Source organism: Pseudomonas sp. R3-41, from assembly GCF_054161485.1.
Genome location: NZ_CP096421.1, coordinates 1,959,084 through 1,977,180, shown reverse-complemented (window position 1 = coordinate 1,977,180; position 18,097 = coordinate 1,959,084). Strand labels below are relative to the sequence as shown.

The 18,097-nt window shown below is 61.5% G+C and carries 18 protein-coding genes; 7 read left to right on the top strand and 11 right to left on the bottom strand.

Going from position 1 to position 18,097, the window contains the following annotated elements:
• Positions 1–101: 101 nt before the first annotated feature.
• The 4 genes from M1D99_RS08930 to M1D99_RS08915 form a co-directional block, all read right to left on the bottom strand.
• Complete coding sequence (locus tag M1D99_RS08930) at positions 102–881, bottom strand: ABC transporter permease (protein WP_411387542.1); 780 nt, start codon at positions 879–881, stop codon at positions 102–104.
• A gap of 2 nt (positions 882–883) precedes the next feature.
• Positions 884–1,816 (bottom strand): ABC transporter ATP-binding protein, encoded by a 933-nt coding sequence (locus M1D99_RS08925; protein WP_458131659.1) that lies wholly within the window; start codon positions 1,814–1,816, stop codon positions 884–886.
• A 136-nt stretch (positions 1,817–1,952) separates the two neighbouring features.
• Positions 1,953–2,576 (bottom strand): glutathione S-transferase family protein, encoded by a 624-nt coding sequence (locus tag M1D99_RS08920; RefSeq protein WP_434574742.1) that lies wholly within the window; start codon positions 2,574–2,576, stop codon positions 1,953–1,955.
• Positions 2,577–2,619: 43 nt separating this feature from the next.
• Positions 2,620–3,279, bottom strand: coding sequence for a transglutaminase-like domain-containing protein (locus M1D99_RS08915; RefSeq protein ID WP_434574740.1), 660 nt, complete (start codon positions 3,277–3,279; stop codon positions 2,620–2,622).
• A gap of 400 nt (positions 3,280–3,679) precedes the next feature.
• On the opposite strand from M1D99_RS08915, the gene M1D99_RS08910 reads away from it, so the two are divergent.
• Positions 3,680–6,127: an acyl-CoA dehydrogenase gene (locus M1D99_RS08910; RefSeq protein ID WP_186730586.1), complete on the top strand. Its 2,448-nt coding sequence runs from the start codon at positions 3,680–3,682 to the stop codon at positions 6,125–6,127.
• A gap of 103 nt (positions 6,128–6,230) precedes the next feature.
• Positions 6,231–6,638, top strand: coding sequence for a PA2817 family protein (locus M1D99_RS08905; protein ID WP_186707174.1), 408 nt, complete (start codon positions 6,231–6,233; stop codon positions 6,636–6,638).
• A gap of 186 nt (positions 6,639–6,824) precedes the next feature.
• Here the strand turns inward: M1D99_RS08905 and M1D99_RS08900 are convergent, their stop codons facing one another.
• Complete coding sequence (locus M1D99_RS08900; protein WP_186707173.1) at positions 6,825–7,823, bottom strand: LysR family transcriptional regulator; 999 nt, start codon at positions 7,821–7,823, stop codon at positions 6,825–6,827.
• Positions 7,824–7,914: 91 nt separating this feature from the next.
• Here M1D99_RS08900 and M1D99_RS08895 point away from each other — a divergent pair, with 91 nt between their 5' ends.
• The 5 genes from M1D99_RS08895 to M1D99_RS08875 all read left to right on the top strand — a co-directional run bounded on the left by M1D99_RS08895 (position 7,915) and on the right by M1D99_RS08875 (position 11,808).
• On the top strand, positions 7,915–8,541 hold the full coding sequence (locus M1D99_RS08895; RefSeq protein ID WP_458131658.1) for an alanyl-tRNA editing protein: 627 nt from the start codon (positions 7,915–7,917) through the stop codon (positions 8,539–8,541).
• Between the two features lie 196 nt (positions 8,542–8,737).
• A complete protein-coding gene (locus tag M1D99_RS08890) occupies positions 8,738–9,061 on the top strand; it encodes a hypothetical protein (RefSeq protein ID WP_434574733.1) in 324 nt (107 codons plus the stop codon).
• Between the two features lie 461 nt (positions 9,062–9,522).
• Positions 9,523–10,746 carry a type II and III secretion system protein family protein gene (locus M1D99_RS08885; RefSeq protein ID WP_458131657.1) on the top strand — a complete coding sequence of 408 codons (1,224 nt, stop codon included), beginning with the start codon at positions 9,523–9,525 and terminating at the stop codon, positions 10,744–10,746.
• Positions 10,747–10,802: 56 nt separating this feature from the next.
• Entirely contained in the window at positions 10,803–11,516 is a 714-nt protein-coding gene (locus tag M1D99_RS08880; RefSeq protein ID WP_458131656.1) for a tetratricopeptide repeat protein, read from the top strand.
• A gap of 22 nt (positions 11,517–11,538) precedes the next feature.
• Positions 11,539–11,808 carry a DUF3613 domain-containing protein gene (locus tag M1D99_RS08875; RefSeq protein ID WP_186707169.1) on the top strand — a complete coding sequence of 90 codons (270 nt, stop codon included), beginning with the start codon at positions 11,539–11,541 and terminating at the stop codon, positions 11,806–11,808.
• 690 nt (positions 11,809–12,498) lie between these two features.
• On the opposite strand, the gene M1D99_RS08870 is transcribed toward M1D99_RS08875, so the two are convergent.
• From M1D99_RS08870 to M1D99_RS08845, 6 genes are read right to left on the bottom strand one after another with little or no spacing between them, the layout of a single operon-like run.
• Entirely contained in the window at positions 12,499–13,464 is a 966-nt protein-coding gene (locus M1D99_RS08870; RefSeq protein ID WP_434574730.1) for a type II secretion system F family protein, read from the bottom strand.
• Positions 13,465–13,491: 27 nt separating this feature from the next.
• Complete coding sequence (locus M1D99_RS08865) at positions 13,492–14,478, bottom strand: type II secretion system F family protein (protein WP_434574728.1); 987 nt, start codon at positions 14,476–14,478, stop codon at positions 13,492–13,494.
• Entirely contained in the window at positions 14,475–15,917 is a 1,443-nt protein-coding gene (locus M1D99_RS08860) for a CpaF family protein (RefSeq protein WP_186707166.1), read from the bottom strand. Before M1D99_RS08860 ends, M1D99_RS08865 begins: the two co-directional genes overlap by 4 nt.
• Positions 15,918–15,920: 3 nt before the next feature.
• Positions 15,921–17,141, bottom strand: a complete 1,221-nt coding sequence (locus tag M1D99_RS08855; protein WP_434574726.1) for an AAA family ATPase — start codon at positions 17,139–17,141, stop codon at positions 15,921–15,923.
• The gene (locus tag M1D99_RS08850) at positions 17,135–17,629 is read right to left on the bottom strand and encodes a TadE family protein (RefSeq protein ID WP_186707164.1); all 495 of its coding nucleotides are present in this window, start codon (positions 17,627–17,629) and stop codon (positions 17,135–17,137) included. Before M1D99_RS08850 ends, M1D99_RS08855 begins: the two co-directional genes overlap by 7 nt.
• Positions 17,629–18,093 (bottom strand): TadE/TadG family type IV pilus assembly protein, encoded by a 465-nt coding sequence (locus M1D99_RS08845; protein ID WP_458131655.1) that lies wholly within the window; start codon positions 18,091–18,093, stop codon positions 17,629–17,631. Before M1D99_RS08845 ends, M1D99_RS08850 begins: the two co-directional genes overlap by 1 nt.
• Positions 18,094–18,097: the final 4 nt, after the last annotated feature.

Below are 18,097 nucleotides of genomic sequence, written 5' to 3'. Positions count from 1 at the left end.
AAGCCCGCTCCCACACTGATCCATGCCAAACGCCAATCTTGCGTTCACTGAATATCGAATGTGGGAGCGGGCTTGCTCGCGAAGAAGGCGACGCGGACTTCTCAGGTCCGCATCCCGCGCCCGCTGACCAGCAACCGCGCGCAGCCGATGTAGAGCACCACGGTCGCCACCAGCATGAAGGTGATGGCGATGCTGATCTTGATGTCCGACACACCGAGGATGCCGTAGCGAAAGGCGTTGACCATGTGCAGCACCGGGTTGGCCAGGGACACGGTCTGCCAGAACGGCGGCAGCAGGGAGATCGAGTAGAACACCCCGCCCAGGTAGGTCAGCGGCGTGAGCACGAACGTCGGGATGATGGAGATGTCATCGAAGTTGCGCGCAAACACGGCATTGATGAAACCCAGCAGCGAAAAGATCGTGGCCGTGAGCACCACCACCAAGACCGTCACCCCCAAGTGATGCACCTGCAGATCGGTGAAGAACAACGACAGCAGCGTCACGATCAGGCCCACCGCCAGGCCGCGCAGCACGCCGCCCAAGGTGTAGCCAACGAGGATCGTATGGGGCGACACCGGCGACACCATCAGCTCTTCGATCGAACGCTGGAACTTGCTGCCGAAGAAACTCGACACCACGTTGCCGTAGGAGTTGGTGATCACTGACATCATGATCAGCCCCGGCACGATGTAGTCCATGTACGTGAAGCCACCCATGTCGCCGATCTGCCGGCCGATCAGGTTACCAAAGATCACGAAGTACAGGACCATGGTGATGGCTGGCGGCAGCAGCGTCTGTGGCCAGATCCGCATGAAGCGGCGGACTTCACGGTAGACGATGGTATTGAGGGCGATGAGGTTGGGGCGCAGTTCGGAACTCATGCTCATACCGCCACCTTCGCCAGATTTTTCTCCACCAGGGACACGAACAACTCCTCGAGGCGATTGGTTTTGTTGCGCAAGCTCAGCACTTCAATGTTTTGCAGGGCCAGCTGGGTGAACAAGCCGGTGATGCCCGCGGCTTTGTCCACTTGCACTTCCAGGGTGTGGCTGTCCACCAGGCGAGCCGGATAACCGATGAGCTGGGGCGCGGTCGCCAGGTCGCCTTTAAGGTCCAGCAGGAAGGTCTCCACATGCAGTTGGCTGAGCAACTGGCGCATGCTGGTGTTTTCGACGATGGTGCCGTGGTCGATGATGCCGATGTTGCGGCACAACTGCTCAGCCTCTTCCAGGTAATGGGTGGTGAGGATGATGGTGATGCCTTTCTGGTTCAGCTTGGTCAGGAAGCTCCACATCGAACGACGCAGCTCGATATCCACGCCGGCGGTCGGCTCGTCGAGGATCAGCAGGCGCGGCTCATGCACCAACGCGCGGGCGATCATCAGTCGACGTTTCATGCCGCCGGACAGCGAGCGGGACGGCACGTCACGCTTGTCCCACAGGCCCAGTTGGGTCAGGTACTGCTCGGCGCGCTCGTTGGCGATCTTCGGCGGGATGCCGTAGTAACCGGCCTGGGTCACGACGATGTCGAAGGTCTTTTCGAACTGGTTGAAGTTGAACTCCTGGGGCACCACGCCGATGCAGCGCTTGAGGGCGGCGGGCTCGCGGTCCAAGTCATGACCAAAGACATTCACCGTGCCGCTGGTCTTGTTCACCAGGGTGGAAAGAATGCCGATGGTGGTGGATTTGCCGGCACCGTTAGGGCCGAGCAAGGCGAAGAAATCACCTTCGGCGACATCCAGATCGATACCACTCAGGGCCTGGAAACCGTTGCCGTAGGTTTTGGTTAACTGCCGGATGGACAGAGCGGAACTCATATCGGATTACGCACCAAGAAGGGAGGGAAGAAAAGAATAGATAAGGGCGGGCGGCGAGCAATACAACCACGGCGCACGAAGGCAATGGTGCTTGGCGTCGCCGCACAAGTACAGTCAAGTGTGTCGATAGTAAGTATTAAGTCAACGCGGTCATGACGGCCTTGCGGTAGGCCGCACGCTCCTGCAACCGCCCGTACCAGGCCTGTACACCAGGCCGCTCGGCGCGCTGGATGGGCATCTCGAACCAGGCATAAATGAAACTGCCCAGGGGAATGTCGCCCATGCCGATTTCATCTCCCGACAGGTAAGGCTGCTCGCTCAAGGTCTGCTCGACCATCGCCAGCAAGTCGTCACATTCCTTGATCGCCGCATCGATGGCCGCCCAGTCCTGTTGTTCGGCCGGGGTACGCAAGACACCCCAGAACACCGTGCGAAACGGTGCGGCAAAGCTGGATGTGGTCCAGTCCATCCACTTCTCAGCTTGGGCCCGTGCCTGCACGTCAGCCGGATACCAGGCCGAGCCCGACGCATGGCGCGCCGCCAGGTAACGCACGATGGTGTTGGATTCCCAAAGTACGAAGCCGTCGTCCTCGATCATCGGCACGCGGCCGTTGGGGTTTTTCGCACGGTACTCGGGCGTGTCCACCACACCGAATGCCCCGCCGGCATCGATGGCCTCGTAGGCCAGCCCCAACTCTTCTGCGCACCACAACGCCTTGCGCACATTCGATGAATTTTTCCGGCCCCATATCTTCAGCATCACGGCGTCCTCGATGGATAAATGCGCAGCAGCATACGCCGGATCAGGCGCGACTCAAATCGCCCTGCATGTCGCCGAGCAAGCGCGGCACCTGCTCGCCGAACAGGTGCGGATAGCATTTTTCCAGGTGTTCGAAGAAGAAGGCCTCGGGCACATCGGCGAACTGGCCGTGCTCGGTGACGTACTCCATCAGCTTCGCCCCTTGCCGATTGAACGGGTGGAAGACGCTGTCGTGGCGACCGTCGAACTCCAGCGGGGCCACATCGAACAACTCGCACAAACCCTGGTTGAAAGCCGGCGTGGCCTTGACCCAGCGGTCGTCCAGGTACAGCTCGGTATAACCGTGCATGGCAAACACGTCGCTCCTGAGCAATTCCAGCAGGCGCGGCGTAGACAGGTGATTACGGACATCCGCCAGGCCAATACGCGCCGGGATGCCACAATGCCGGGCGCATCCGGCCAGCAAGGTGGCCTTGGGCACGCAATAGCTTTCGCCTGCCATCAACGCGTAACTGCCGCGCAGGGTCGCCGGGTCACGGCTGAAGGTGTAGGGGTTGTAGCGCACCGCCTCGCGCACGGCGTAATACAGGCTGACCGCCTGGGCCAGCGGGTCGCGATCGGCGCCGCGGTGGGTTTCGGCGAAGTCGATGACCGCGGGGTGGTCGCTGTCGATGAAGCGGCTGGGGTTCAGGTATTGCTGCATAAAAGGAAGACCTCTTGGGAAACATCACCGCTGGTATGCCGAACCAGATCCTTGTGGCGAGGGAGCTTGCTCCCGCTGGGCTGCGTAGCGGCCCCCGGCTTTTACGGTTGCTGCGCAACCGAGCGGGAGCAAGCTCCCTCGCCACAACAGCGGTTAAGAACGGGCATCGGGCAAACACGAGTCTATCCACAGCCCCAGCCCAGCGATAACGGCATTCCGGCCAAACAATGGCGTTTTCTCACTTCGATAACGAACGATTTCCCACGGCTGTTGCCAACCAGACTGGCGCAATGAACCCAGGGTTTCCCACGAAATCAATCACATCGCGCTGACCGCCGGTTTTGCAGAGGCCGTCTAAGCTCTGAAGGTCGGTTTTGCCTTGGTTCACGGAGGATTACATATGCTGTTGTTGTGGATACTGGTCTTGGTCGTCGGGATCGCCTGGCTGGCGCATCGGCGCACCGACCCGCTGCCCGCGCTGGGTATCGTCGCGGTCTACCTGTTCGCCATGGGCATTTTCAGCCATGCGCCCGGCTGGCTGCTGCTGATTCTCTGGGTGGCGCTCGCGGCTGTCGCGGCCCCGCTGCTGCTACCGGACCTGCGCCGCAAATATTTCAGTGCGCCGATGTTCGACTGGTTCCAGAAAACCCTGCCGCCCATGTCCGAGACCGAGCGCGACGCCATCGATGCCGGCACGGTGTGGTGGGACGGCGAACTGTTCAGCGGCCGCCCGGACTGGGACCTGCTGCTGTCTTACCCCAAGGTGCAACTGACGGAGGAGGAGCAAGCGTTCCTCGACGGCCCCACCGAAGAACTCTGCGCGATGGTCAGCGACTGGCAGATCGGCCAGGCCATGGACCTGCCGCCTGAAGCCTGGGCGCACATCAAGAGGCACGGGTTCTTCGCGCTGATCATCCCCAAGGAATATGGCGGCAAGGGCTTCTCCGCCTATGCCCACTCCCAGGTGGCGATGAAACTGGCCACCCGCAGCGGCGACCTGGCCTCCACCGTCATGGTCCCCAACTCCCTCGGCCCGGCGGAACTGCTGCTGCACTACGGCACCGATGAACAACGCGACCACTACCTGCCGCGCCTGGCCCGTGGCGACGACATTCCCTGCTTCGCCCTGACCGGGCCGCTGGCCGGCTCTGACGCCGGAGCCATGCCCGACACCGGCATCATCTGCAAGGGTGAATGGGAGGGCCAGGAAACCCTCGGCCTGCGCCTGAACTGGGAAAAGCGCTACATCACCCTCGGCCCGGTGGCCACCCTCTTGGGCCTGGCGTTCAAGGCGTATGACCCCGATCACCTGTTGGGCGACGAAGAGGACCTGGGCATCAGCCTCGCGTTGATTCCCACCGACACCCCTGGCGTGCACATCGGCCGCCGTCACCTGCCCCTCGGCGCCGCGTTCATGAACGGGCCGAACTGGGGCAAGGACGTGTTCATCCCGCTGGACTTCCTGATTGGTGGCCAGGCCATGCTCGGCAAGGGCTGGATGATGCTGATGAACTGCCTGTCGGTCGGACGCTCGATTTCCTTGCCGGCGGTGGGCACCGGTGCAGCGAAATTCACCAGCCTGGTAACGGGCCAGTACGCCCAGGTGCGTGAGCAGTTCAACGTACCGTTGTCGGCATTCGAAGGCATCCAGGAAGCCATGGCGCGCATCGGCGGCAATGCCTGGATGATGGATGCGGCACGCATGCTGACCGCCAACGCGGTGGACCTGGGGGAAAAACCCTCGGTGCTGTCGGCCATTCTCAAGTACCACCTGACCGAACGCGGTCGCGAGTGCATCAGCCACGCCATGGACGTGCATGGCGGCAAGGGCATCATCATGGGCCCGAACAACTACCTGGGTCGCAGTTGGCAAGGTGCGCCGATCTTCATCACGGTCGAAGGCGCGAACATTCTGTCGCGTAACCTGATGATCTTCGGCCAGGGCGCCATTCGCTGCCATCCGTTCGTGCTCAAGGAAATGGCCTTGGCGACCCGTGAAGACAAGGACCAGGCACTGGTCGAGTTCGATGCCTTGTTGCTCAAGCACATCGGATTCGCGGTCAGCAACGCCGCCAGCACCCTGGTGCTCAACTTGGGCCTGGGGCATTTCGAGAGAGCACCCGGCAATGCCTTGAGCCAGGGGTATTTTCGCGCCCTCAACCGCCAGGCAGCGGCATTCGCCCTTCTGGCAGACCTGAGCATGATGCTGCTGGGCGGCGAGCTCAAACGCCGCGAACGCCTGTCGGCCCGCTTGGGCGATGTCTTGAGCAACCTGTACCTGGCGTCCGCCGCGCTCAAGCGTTATCACGACCTCGATTCGCCGGAGCACATGGCGCCGCTGTTCAACTGGGCCATGGAGGAAAGCCTCGGCCAGGCGGAACGCGCGCTGGATGAGCTGCTGGGCAATTTTCCGAACCGGGTGCTGGGTTGCCTGTTGCGCCTGGTGGTGTTCCCCTTCGGTCGTCGTCACAAAGGCCCGAGCGACAGGCTCGACGCCGAGGTCGCCGCGGTCATTGGCCGCCCCAAGGGTGACCCGACCCTCGAAGAGTTGCTGCAAGGTTGCTATCGTCCGCAATCGACCGACGACCCGGTGGGCGCCTTGCAACACGCCGCCGATCTGCTGGCGGCCGCCCATCCGCTGCACAAGAAACTGCACGGTGCGCTCAAGCAGGGCCAGCTCAACCCGGCGCCAGGCGAACCCCTCATCGACGCGGCGCTGGACGCCGGTGTGCTGCAAGCCGGCGAAGCGCAGACCTTGCGCGCGGCCGAGGCGGCGCGGCGCAAGGTCATCGACGTGGATGATTTCGATAAGGACGAGCTGACACTGGCGCAGGACAAGGTCCGTTGACGCTGACGGCCAGGTACGCTCGCCAGCTATAGCTCTTCAACTATAAAAGCGGGCGCAAGGGCTTTATACTCCTGCGCCCGTTTTGCTCTTGAGGACTTATCTCGTGTCCAACATCGTTGCCGACCACCTTATCTTGCTTGACCATTTGCGCAGCATCCTGGTCGCCGTAGGTGAGGCCGAACAGGTGCCCGAAGAAAGCCACGCCTTGTTCCTGGAGCGCTTCGACGAACTGCGCGCGCAACTGCCCGTCGACCCGATCGAAAGCCAGTACCTGGGTCAGGACCTGCTGTGCCAGGTAATCGTCCGTTATCCACAGATCGCCCACCTGGTGCCTCGCGACCTGCTCTGGTACTTCGCCGGTGACTGCCTGCACTATATGCCCGACGAAGAAATCGCCCTGTACCAAGCCCTGGAAGAGCGTCGTTTCGAAGCCGAGCAGAACGACGAGCCTTTCGACTGGAACCAGGAAAAGCAATTGCTGGCGATGTCGGACCAGGACAGCAAGCACTGATAACGATCCGTCATGCAAAAGGCCCGCACGGTTAACCCTGCGGGCCTTTTTTTGTCTGGGCAAAGTGTGTTGCCTGGATGGGCCTCATCGCGAGCAGGCTCGCTCCCACAATGACTATATTTGATCATGGGATTCGTGTGCGCAGCAGGCCTCCTGTGGGAGCGAGCCTGCTCGCGATGGCGCCCGTCAGAACAACCCATCACTCTCCGGCAATTCATAGTGCGCCGCGACCTTGCCGGACCGACTCCCCGTGCCCACTTTGTTCAAGGTCGGCTCCTTCGCCAGGCACTCCACCAGATAATCAATGAACACCCGCAGCTTCGGCGGCAGGTAGCGGGTCGGCGAATGCAGCAACCACAAGCCACCGTGGTAGGAAGCCAGGAACGTCCAGTCAGCCAGCACCTGCACGATCAACCCCTGTTCCAAAGCATGTCGGGCGGTAAAATACGGCAGGCTACCGATGCCGATGTGCTGCAAAACCGCCCCCAACCGCACGCCCGTGTGATTGGCCGCATAGCGTCCGCGCACGGCTACGGTGACGGCCTTGCTGCCCTTCTTGAATTTCCAGCGCGCATCGTTCGGGGTTTCCCCCAGGTAAATGCAGCTGTGCTCCAGCAAATCGTGGGGATGCGTGGGAACCCCGTGTTCCGCCAGGTATTGCGGCGTGGCGCAGAGCAAGTGGTCAATGGTCAGCAATTGGCGCCCCACCAGCCCGGCCGGCGGTTGATCGGTGATCCGGATGGCCAGGTCGACATGATCATCGATCAAGTCGACCTGTCGATCTTCCAGGAACAGCTCCACATCGACCTTGGGATAACGGCGCAAGAATTCAGGCATGTGGGGATGAATCACGAAACGCCCTACCGCCTTGGGCACACTGACGCGGATACGCCCTTGCGCTTCCTGGGTGAACTGGCCGCTGATTTCCATCACCGACCGAGCGGCGGCGACCATTTCCTGGCAGCGCTTGAACACCTCTTCCCCGCCATCGCTCAAGCGCAACTTGCGGGTGGTGCGCTGCAACAATCGGGTCGCCAGGGCTTTCTCCAGGCGGGAAATGCTGCGGCTGATGGCCGACGGCGATGAGCCGGATTGACGGGCCGCTTCGGAAAAGCTGCCGGTCTCCACGACCTTGACGAAGATGGCCATTTCGGCAAGCAACGGCAACGGTAGATTTGTGCTCATGGCGCAACAGTCCTTTGAAATTGGAACGGATTATCACCAATTTCAGCCTACTTTATAATCGCGACAGGAAATTCTGATAAGGATATGGAATATGACGCTTCGCCTTTTTTTCCATAGCGATGACCTCAAGGCCAACGCGGAAGTCTTGGATTGCAGCCCCCAGGAAAATGAATTTGCCGTGGTACTGCGCGCCACCCTGTTCCATCCCCAGGGCGGCGGTCAGCCCTGCGACACCGGATGGATCGACGACGCCCAGGTGCTGCGCGTCGTTCAGGACGGGCAACAGATCGTTCATTACGTCGATCGCCCAGTGGCCCCGGGCATGGCCACGATCCGCGTGGATGAGCAACGGCGGTTGTTGAACTCACGCCTGCACTCGGCCGGACACCTGATCGGCCATTTCGCCGAAAGCCGTGGCTGGAAACCGATCAAGGCCCATCACTGGCCCGGCGAAAGCCGCGTGCAGTTCCAGCCTGGCGAATATGCCAAGGAGTTGGATACATCGATCATCCAGCAGGGCATCGATGCCTGGATCGCCGAGGACCTGCCTCGCCTGGTCGCACTTCGCCAAGGCACGCGGGAAGTCGGCTTCGGTGAGCTGACCGCCTACGGCTGCGGCGGCACCCATATACGGCGGCTGCAGGAACTGGGAGCGGTCACCATCGCCTCGCTTTCACAGAAGAAAGGAACGTTGTCAGTTCATTATCACGTGGACTGACACCCACCGTAGCCTGCGGCCTGATAGCGGTTCGCAGGCCTATACATGGATCAGCCCTAAGATCCTTACCGTCGAGAACCTCGATCGGCACTGCGTCCTGCTCTCCAGATAAACCAACATGTTCTCTTGAACCCACCACGGGAAAGATCTTTCTCCCATGGGGCAGGTTTCTTCGCCCATTCAAAAGAGGCACACCATGTCCGACTCACCCAAACCGCAAGGACTCTCCCCCCTTCAGTTACCCGTAGTATTCACTCCCGGGGCATGGGAACGCGCAGTACTGCCTGAGCATTCAAATCACCCGGAGACACTGCTGTTCGATCGACTTAGCCAGGTACTGCGAGCAGCTTTCGAAACTCGCCAAGCCTACCCACACGAACCTTATGTAGTTTTTGAGGTAGCTCAAATTGGCTCGGAAGCTCATCCAGACCATGATTTGTTATTGCAACTGAGCCTTAGCCTGTTCCATGAACCCGACCAACCCAAAGCGTTGCTGATCGCTCTTGCCGGCGAGCTCTAAACGTTCAAAACAAACATCAGCGTAGCTAACCCCCTTCCTTTCCATGTCAATACGTCAACCGAAAACCGCAACAAAAGACAGATTATTGACGCGAATTTTCACCGACTTTTCCGCCCGTCAGCTTTTAGTCATTTTTTTGTCCCGAGACGTGGCGCTTTGCCATGCGTGAACTACCGTCAAACACAAGCGAGGACGGGGCCGGTAAAAAGTGCCTCATACGCCCTGATCGATACCGTCACTGCCCTCGACAGTCCCGGAGATCCCGGGACCCAAAAAGGTTGTTCGCAAGCTGCCTGTCGTTCAGTCGGGCCGGTGTAATGCGCCCGTTCGCTGGTAGCGATGAGGCCCGAAGCCGGTACTCATGAACAATCTGGCGAGATGAAAAGGGGCAGCCCGGGCCTCTTAAGTGATCCGAGGCATCAGGCAAGCCTAGGGAAGGCCTCTCCATCGAGGATCACTTCATGACCCAGCGCACCGCACCCGTTTTAAAACATTTCATTCACGGCCTGTTCTGGATGAGTCTTGGCCTGGAGGCGGCGCAGGCCGCAGCGGCGAACTGTTCGCAACTGGACAGCTTGCCGGCGACCTTCGAGGTTGGCCAAGGGCTCCAGAGCGAACTGCGCATCCTCGCCCCCGTGACGAAACTGGCCGTCGGCGACCCGAAAATCGCCGATGTGCAACCCAGTGGCAGCGATGCCTTCATTCTCACGGGCCTGGCGCCCGGCGCCACCAGCCTGATGGTCTGGACCGACTGTTCGAAAATACCGCGCCAGAGCATGGTCTTTGTCAGAGGTAGGGCCACTGAGGCGCTGACGAGCGCTGCGAGCATGCCTTCCGAAGACCCGATGCTGCTCGCCCAGGTACAGACCGACATCCGTTTCGTGGAAGTCAGCCGGACCAAGCTCAAGGAAGCCTCGACCTCGATTTTCGGCACCCGCGGCAACTTCCTGTTCGGTTCACCAAGGACCTTGCCCACCATCGGCGGTGTGGTCCGGCCTTCATTGCCGGTCAATAACGACATGTTCAACCTGTCGTTCGCCACCGGTAAGACCCTGTTAATGATCAACGCCCTGGAAGGCAGCGGTTTCGCCTACACACTGGCGCGGCCGAGCCTGGTGGCCCTCAGCGGGCAGAGTGCGAGTTTCCTGGCCGGCGGCGAAGTGCCGATCCCGGTGCCCAGTGCCGGCAGCGACAACGTGTCCATCGAGTACAAGGAGTTCGGCATCCGCCTGACCCTGACCCCCACCGTCATCGGCAAGAATCGCATCGTCTTGAAGGTGGCGCCGGAAGTCAGTGAGCTGGACTTCACCAACGCCGTGAACATCGCCGGGACATTGGTACCCGCCCTCACGGTACGCCGCACCGATACCAGCATCGCCCTGGCCGATGGCGAAAGTTTTGTCATCAGCGGCCTGATCAGCACCCGTAACAGCTCCCAGGTGAACAAGTTTCCAGGGCTGGGCGACGTGCCGATTCTCGGCGCGTTCTTTCGTGACAATTCCATCAACCGCGAAGAACGCGAACTGTTGATGATCGTCACCCCACACCTGGTCCAACCCTTGGCAGCCGACGCGCAACTGCCGAGCTTGCCCGGCGAGCAACTGCGCAATTACGACCCGAACTTCTATCGCATGTACTTCCTTGAAAGTGGCGAGTTTGACAACCGCAGCGGGCTTTCCCAATGAGCCGGCGCCTGATGTGCAAGGCGTTCGATGTCCAACGGCTCGCCAAGGGGTATTCCATGAAAACAGTGATCGCTTTAACGGCGGCCTTGATGCTTGCCGGCTGCGCCAGCAACGGTGTGGTGGCTTCACGCTCGGCCGATTGTGCCAAGCCCGGGGCCGACCAGGAGCTGGCCCTGAACATGGCGGAAGACATGGCCAACGAGGGCCGTCTATACGCCAGCCTGGCGAACCTCGAACGCTTGCCCGAGGACTTGGTCCAGGTCCGCCTGCGCAAGGCTCGGGTGCTGCGGCTGATGGGCCGCAACGAGGCCGAACCGCTGTATAAAAGCCTGCAGGGGACGTGCCTGGCCGCTGACGGTGAACATGGCCTGGGTCAGCTGGCGGCGGCCAAACATGACAATGCGGCCGCGACACAGTACCTCGAACGCGCCGCGAAAATGGCCCCGACCGAGGGCAAGATCCGCAATGACCTGGGGGTGGTCTACCTCAACCAGCGGCGCATTTCAGAAGCCCGCTTCGAGTTCATGACCGCCATGGAGCTCCAGCAGTCCGACACGCTGGCCGCGATCAACATGGTGACCCTGCTGATTTACCAGGACAACTGGAAGCAGGCCGCCGAGCTCGCCAACATGGCCAAGCTCAGCCCCCGGCAAGTAGCAGATGCCCAGGCCCGTGCGGAAAAAATCAGGGGCTCGGCCCCTCAGGCAGTGACGTCACCCGTCAACCGCCTGACCGAAGTTGTCGATGCTTCAACCGGCGCGGTCAAGTAGAGCGTTACGAGGAGTTCAAGAAATGATGACCAAACAATTGATGATCGTGTGCATGGTGGGCCTGTCCACCGCCGCCTGGGCCATTGAGCCAGGCCCCTCCTCGGCCGCTCAGCAAGGCACCGAGAGCTGGATGCAACTGCAGATTCGCGGCGTGGCGGCCTCCACCCACCTGCAAACCGCCTCGGCCGCCGAGCGCGAGATGGCCATGCAGCGTTGGCTCAACAGCTTCAACTATCCGATCCCGGAGTTCTTTGACCAGGACTCGGCAGGAGAAATTACCAGCGGCAAATGAAACACGCTGGAAACGAAACACCGCAGCCTTCGACAGTCCCTGCATTTGATCCGATGCAGGGACTGCCGAGGGCTGCGGTCTTTTAGCTTGAGCGGCCGGCAGACCACAGGCCTGAACCTGTGGGAGCGGGCTCGCTCGCGAAGGCGGACTGCCATTCAACACGTCACTGACTGACCCACCGCTATCGCGAGCAAGCTTTGCTCCCACAGATGTCCCCACAATGGGACTGTGGTGAACACAAGCCTCATGAACACCCAAGATCATCTGTGGGGAGCCTGCTCGCGATGGCCAACTTACATTCAACACCTAACTGACTGCCCCACCGTTATCGCGAGCAAGCTCGCACACAATGGTGCAGAGCCGCCGCAAAAAGCCGGGGCCGCTGCGCAGCCCAGCGGGAGCAAGCTCCCTCGCCACAGGTGCAGTGTTTCGATTGGAAGGATCAGTAGGTAGGTGTCAGAAAAACCTGTGGGAGCAGACGCCCTCGCCACAGGTGCGGTGTGTTGACCGGAGTGATCAGTAGACGGATGCCAGAAAAACCTGTGGGAGCAAAGCTTGCTCGCGAAAGCGGACGGACAGTCACTACCTTGACCGACTGACCCACCGCTATCGCGAGCAAGCTTTGCTCCCACAGATCGCCCACAATGGGCTGTGGTGAACACAAGCCTCATCACCACAAATAGGCGCGGCCTACATATTCCCGAAAGCCCGGAACACCCCGATCATGGCCGGCCCAATGGCGACCAGGAAGAAGCTCGGCCACAGGCAGAAGATCAGCGGGAAGATCAGCTTGGTGCCAATCTTGGCGCCCATCTCTTCCGCGGCCTGGGTTCGCCGGTCGCGAAACTCGTCGGCGTAGATCCGCAGGGTATCGGCCACGCTGGTGCCGAAACGGATACTTTGCGCCAGCAGGCTGACCAGGCCCTGGATATCCTCCAGGCCGGTGCGCACGGCCAGTTGCTTGAGCGCCTCGGTGCTGGTGATGCCCGCCCGGATCTGCGCATTGACCAACGCCAGTTCCTCGGCCAGTTCCACCTGGCTGACCGACATTTCCTCAGCCACCCGCTCAATCGTCGTCGGCAGGGCCAGGCCCGACTCGACGCACACCACCATCAGGTCCAGCGCATCCGGAAACGCGGCGCGCAGCCGGCCTTGGCGGGCCTGCTTGCGTTTGCCGACGTAGATCGCCGGGATCAACCAGCCAATGCCCGCCATGAGGGTCACCCCCAGCAAGCCAACGGCCAATGAAACCTTGACCATCGGCAGCAGCAACAACGCAACGCCAACCAGCAACAGCGGCAACATCAGGCGCACGGCCCAATACATCTGCACCGCCGAGGCAGACCGGTAACCGGCGTGGGTCAGCAAAGTCTGGGTGGCGGACGTGTGGGCCTGGTCGGTCGAGGCAAAACGCTGGCCGATTCGCTCCAGCAAGAGCTGCAAATTACCCGGCGCCTCCTGCCCTGCGCCGGTGCCGGCGTAACCGCGCTTGATCAGCGCCAGGCGCCGCTGCACCGGATCCTGCAAGCCCAGCACCAACAGCAGGAGCGCAACGGCCGTCAGCACCGTGCTGAGGCCAATCGCGGCGATGAACAACAGGCGGGCCAGTTCTTCGTTACCGGTGAACCGACTCAACAATCCGAGCAGAAAGTCCATGGCTGAAACCTCTCGACGCAACAGCGCTTAAACCTGGATCCGGATGATTTTCCTGATCCAGAAAATCCCGATCAACATGGCGCAGAACGCGCCGATGATCAGCTTGTGCCCTATGGGGTCATTGATCAGCACCGGCATGTAGCTGGGGCTGGTGAGCACGATGGCGATCGCCAGCACGAACGGGATCGCCACCAGCACCCAGGCCGACATGCGCCCTTCCGCCGACAGCGTCCTGATCTTGCGCTGGAACCGGAAACGCCCGCGGATCAAACGGCTCAGGCGCTCCAGCACTTCGGTCAGGTTGCCACCGGTCTCGCGGTGGATGAGGATCGAGGTCACCAGCATCATCACCGTCATGCTCGGCATCCGCTCCAGCAGGCCGAGCATGGCCCGGCGCACATCGTTGCCGTAGTTGATGTCGGAAAAGGTCATGCCGAACTCCTGGGCGACCGGCCCCTTATGCTCCTCGGCGACCAGACGCAGGGTTTCGTTGAACGGGTGCCCGGCGCGCAAGGCCCGGCACATGGCGTCCAGCGCATCCGGCAGACCTTCCTCGAAGGCGGCGAAACGCTTGTTGCGGTCCCGCAGGATTTTCAACACCGGCACCCAGGTCACGGCAAAGGCCGCCAGCAGCGCCATCCACCAGACTGGCGAAACCATCAGCACCAAGGCCCCGGCCGCCGTCCCCAGGATCAGACCGAGCAGCATGACCCGATAAGCCCGGTATTCATGGCCGGACTGTTCGATCAGTTGCGTCAGGTTGGCCATGAATGGCAGCTGCTCCAGCCGCGCTTCCAAGGGTGACAGGCGCGTCAGGTATTTCTGCCGCAACACCGTCTGCATGTTGGGCAAGTGGTTGGCCTTCTCCAGCACATGCAGGCGCCCACGAATACGCTTGCGCATCCTGCCGGCCTCGCCGAACACCGGCACCACCACGCCCTGGGACAGCAGGAACACGGCGATGAACACCATGCCCAGGAACATCAGGATGAACTCGCTGGGGATATTGCTCATGACGTCCGGCCCTCCATCCACTCAGGGCGAAACAAGGTCAGCGGCAACTCGATGCCGCGCTTGGCCAGCACATCGCGGAAGGCCGGGATCATGCCACTGGGCCGATACTCCCCAAGCACCTCGCCATGCTCACCGATGCCCTGGCGCGCGAAGGAGAAAATTTCGGTCATGGTGATGATCTCGCCTTCCATGCCGTTGATCTCTTGCATGCTCACCACGCGGCGCTTGCCGTCTTCTTGACGCTCCAGCTGGATGACCACATCGATGGCCGAGGCAATTTGTTGACGCATGGCCTTGATCGGAAACGTCGCCCCGGTCATCGACACCATGTTCTCGATTCGCCCCAGGGCATCCCGTGCAGTGTTGGCGTGAACGGTGGTCAGCGAACCGTCGTGGCCGGTGTTCATCGCCGTGAGCATGTCCATCGCCTCGGCGCCACGCACCTCGCCGATGACAATGCGGTCCGGGCGCATGCGCAGGCTGTTGCGCACCAGTTCCCGCTGGCTCACCTCGCCACGCCCCTCAATGTTCGACGGTCGGGTTTCCAGGCGTACCACGTGGGGCTGCTGCAGTTGCAGCTCGGCCGAATCCTCGATGGTGACGATGCGCTCGTTGTGGGGGATGAAACTGGAAAGCACGTTGAGCATGGTGGTCTTGCCGCTGCCGGTCCCACCGGAAATCAGCACGTTCAACCGCCCACGAACAATGGCCTTGAGCAGCAAGGCAATGGCCGGGGTCATAGTGCCCACCTGGATCAAGCTGTCGGTATTGAGCAGGTCCACGGCGAAGCGCCGGATCGACATGCTCGGACCGTCGATGGCCAACGGCGGAATGATCGCGTTGACCCGCGAACCGTCCTTGAGCCGAGCGTCCACCAACGGCGAGGACTCGTCGATGCGTCGCCCCAGGCTGGAGACGATGCGGTCGATGATGTTCAACAGATGCTGGTCGTCGCGAAAACGCACGTCGGTGCGTTGCAGCTTGCCGAAGCGTTCGACGTAGACCGAAGCAAAGCCGTTGACCAGGATGTCGGACACGCTATGGTCGGCCAACAGCGGTTCCAGCGGCCCAAGGCCGAGCACTTCGTCAGTGATCTGCTTGATGATCAACTGCCGGCTGGCGGTACTCACCGGCGCGGAATGTTCTTCCAGCAGGCGCTGGCAGATATCGCGAATCTGCCGCGCGGCCTCGGCTTGTTCGAGGGCATCGAGCAATGACAGGTCCATGACCTTGAGCAGTTGCTGGTAGATCTTTTCCCGCCACTCGGCTTCCACCGGCGTGACCTGGCTGCGGGTTTCATACAGCACATCCGGGATGGCCTGTTCCCAGGCCATCAAGGCGTCCGTCGGGTCCGGCAAGCTGTCGCCGGGCTGGGCACCCGCCGAGGTGCCAGGTTTGGCGGGCTGTTTGCGCAAGCGGTTACGAAAGTCGCTGATCATGGGTCATCCCCCGAAGAAACGGTTGAAGGCGCGTTTAAGCAGGCCCTTGTTCGTGGCCATCTGGTGACCGACCAGGTCTTCGGTCAAATCGCGCAGGGCGGCGGTGATGGCCGCCTTCGGCGCATGCAGCCCCAACGGCACGCCAGTGTTCTGACTCTGGCTGACCAGGTTGAAGTCATTGGGCAATTTCGACAGGTTCGCGCAACGCAGGGCCTCGCCGATGTCCTTGAGGCTGACGGCGGCGTTTTTGTCATAGCGGTTGATCACGATCTGCAACTGGTCCCCGCGCACACCGAGGTCTTCGCGAAGAATCCGCACCAAGGCGCTGGCATCACGCAGGTGGCTGACGCTCTGCTGCACCACCACGTACACCCGGTCCACCTGTTCCAGCACCGAGCCGGTGAGGTGATCGATCTGCCGCGGCAGGTCCACCACCACCCAGTCATAACTGGCGCGGGCCAGTTGCAGCAGGGCATCGAGCTGTTCAGACTGGGCGTCCTGGGGCAGGCACAATTCACCGGCCCGACCACCCAATACGTGCAGGGTCGGGCTGAAGTGACTGCAAAAGCCTCGCAGCGCGACGCTGTCCATCTCATCGACCTGCTGCAGCACTTCCAGGTGACTGTGGGACTGCGCCACGTCCAGGTAATGGGTCACGCTGCCAAATTGCAGGTCCATGTCCAGCAACAGGGTATTGCCTGCCCGGGCGCTGAGCTGCTGGGCCAGGTTGCAGGCCACCAAGGTGCCGCCGGAGCCGCCCTTGGCGCTGATCACCGCGACCAACTTCCCTTCGTTGCCGTTGCCGAGACGAACGTCCGCCACCAGGCGATTGAGCGCCGCCACCAGCTCCGTATCGGCGATGGGTTCGGGCAACACATCCCGGGCACCGGCCTGCATCGCCAGGCGCATGCCTTCCTGCTCGCCCAAAGGACCGCACACCAGCATCGGCGGCCGTTCATGGGCCGGACGTTGCAGCAACGCCGAGAGTTCTTCGCGCCACAAATGGCTGACCCGCAGCAGCAACAGATCGGGCATGCGATCCAGCCCATAGAGCGGATCGACATGCCCATTGCTGACCAGGCGCGTGCTGACCTCAAGGCCCGGCATGCGCTGGCAGACGCATTGCAGGTCGCGCAGCGCCGTGGCATCGCGACTGCTGATCAGTATCCGCAGCCCGGCTCTGCCAGTGGTGGTTGAAAGCGGATTTTCCCTGGTGTTCAGCATGGTGTGATCTCCGCGGAATCGGAATGACGCCCAAGGCTTTCGCGTGGCAAGGTTGCTTGGAACGTCGGCAAGGTGATGGGCACGCCCAAGCCGGGAATGAACAGGTTGAACACGAAGTTCTGCACGCTCAGCCGCACATAGCGGATGGCACGAAAGCCGGTGGTGCCGGATGTGTTGGAGGGGTTCGCCACCACGGCGCCATTGACGTCCAGGTAGGTCAGCGCCAGGTTCGAGGTCGCCAGGTTGCTGATCAACTGACTGGTGCCAGCGTCCGTCGCGGCGTTGAAGATGGCCCGGCGCAGGACCACCGGGTCGCTGACATTGCACACCGCCGCCAGCCTCGCGCCACGTCGCGCGGCTTCATCCAGGGCGTTGACCGTGAAGTACAGCCGGCCCATTTCCACCACGCCGAACAGCAGGATGAACACCAGCAAGCCGACGAAGGAGAACTCCACGATGTAGGTGCCGCCCATGTGTTTGCGATTCATCACAGCGCCCTCATGACGGTGGTCGCCACCAGTTCGATGCCCAAGACGGTGGACGCACCGAAAAAACCAGGGATCACCGTGCCGATCACCGGCGAGAAGGTGTGCTTGATGGTGACGCGCACATGATCGATGCCCTCGGTGACGACCTCCACGTCGGCCGTGGTCAACCCGGACACCACGGCGTCGCCGGCATTGCTGGGCACGCCATACACCGCCACGTTTTTCGTCTGGGTCAGCAACGTGTTGTTCAGCGTGATCCCGCCCAGGGTGGTGTTCCACGCCTGGCTGGCGACGAAGCGATCGGCATCGCGGCTGGCCTGCAACAGCACGTTGTACTGGTAGAGCATCCGGCCGAACTCGCCGAAGGCCAGCAGCAGCAACAGCAGCAACGGCAGCACCAGGGTGAACTCCACCAGCGCCACGCCTTGTTGGGCTCTTGCGGGTTTGAAATGAGAAAGTCCCATGACG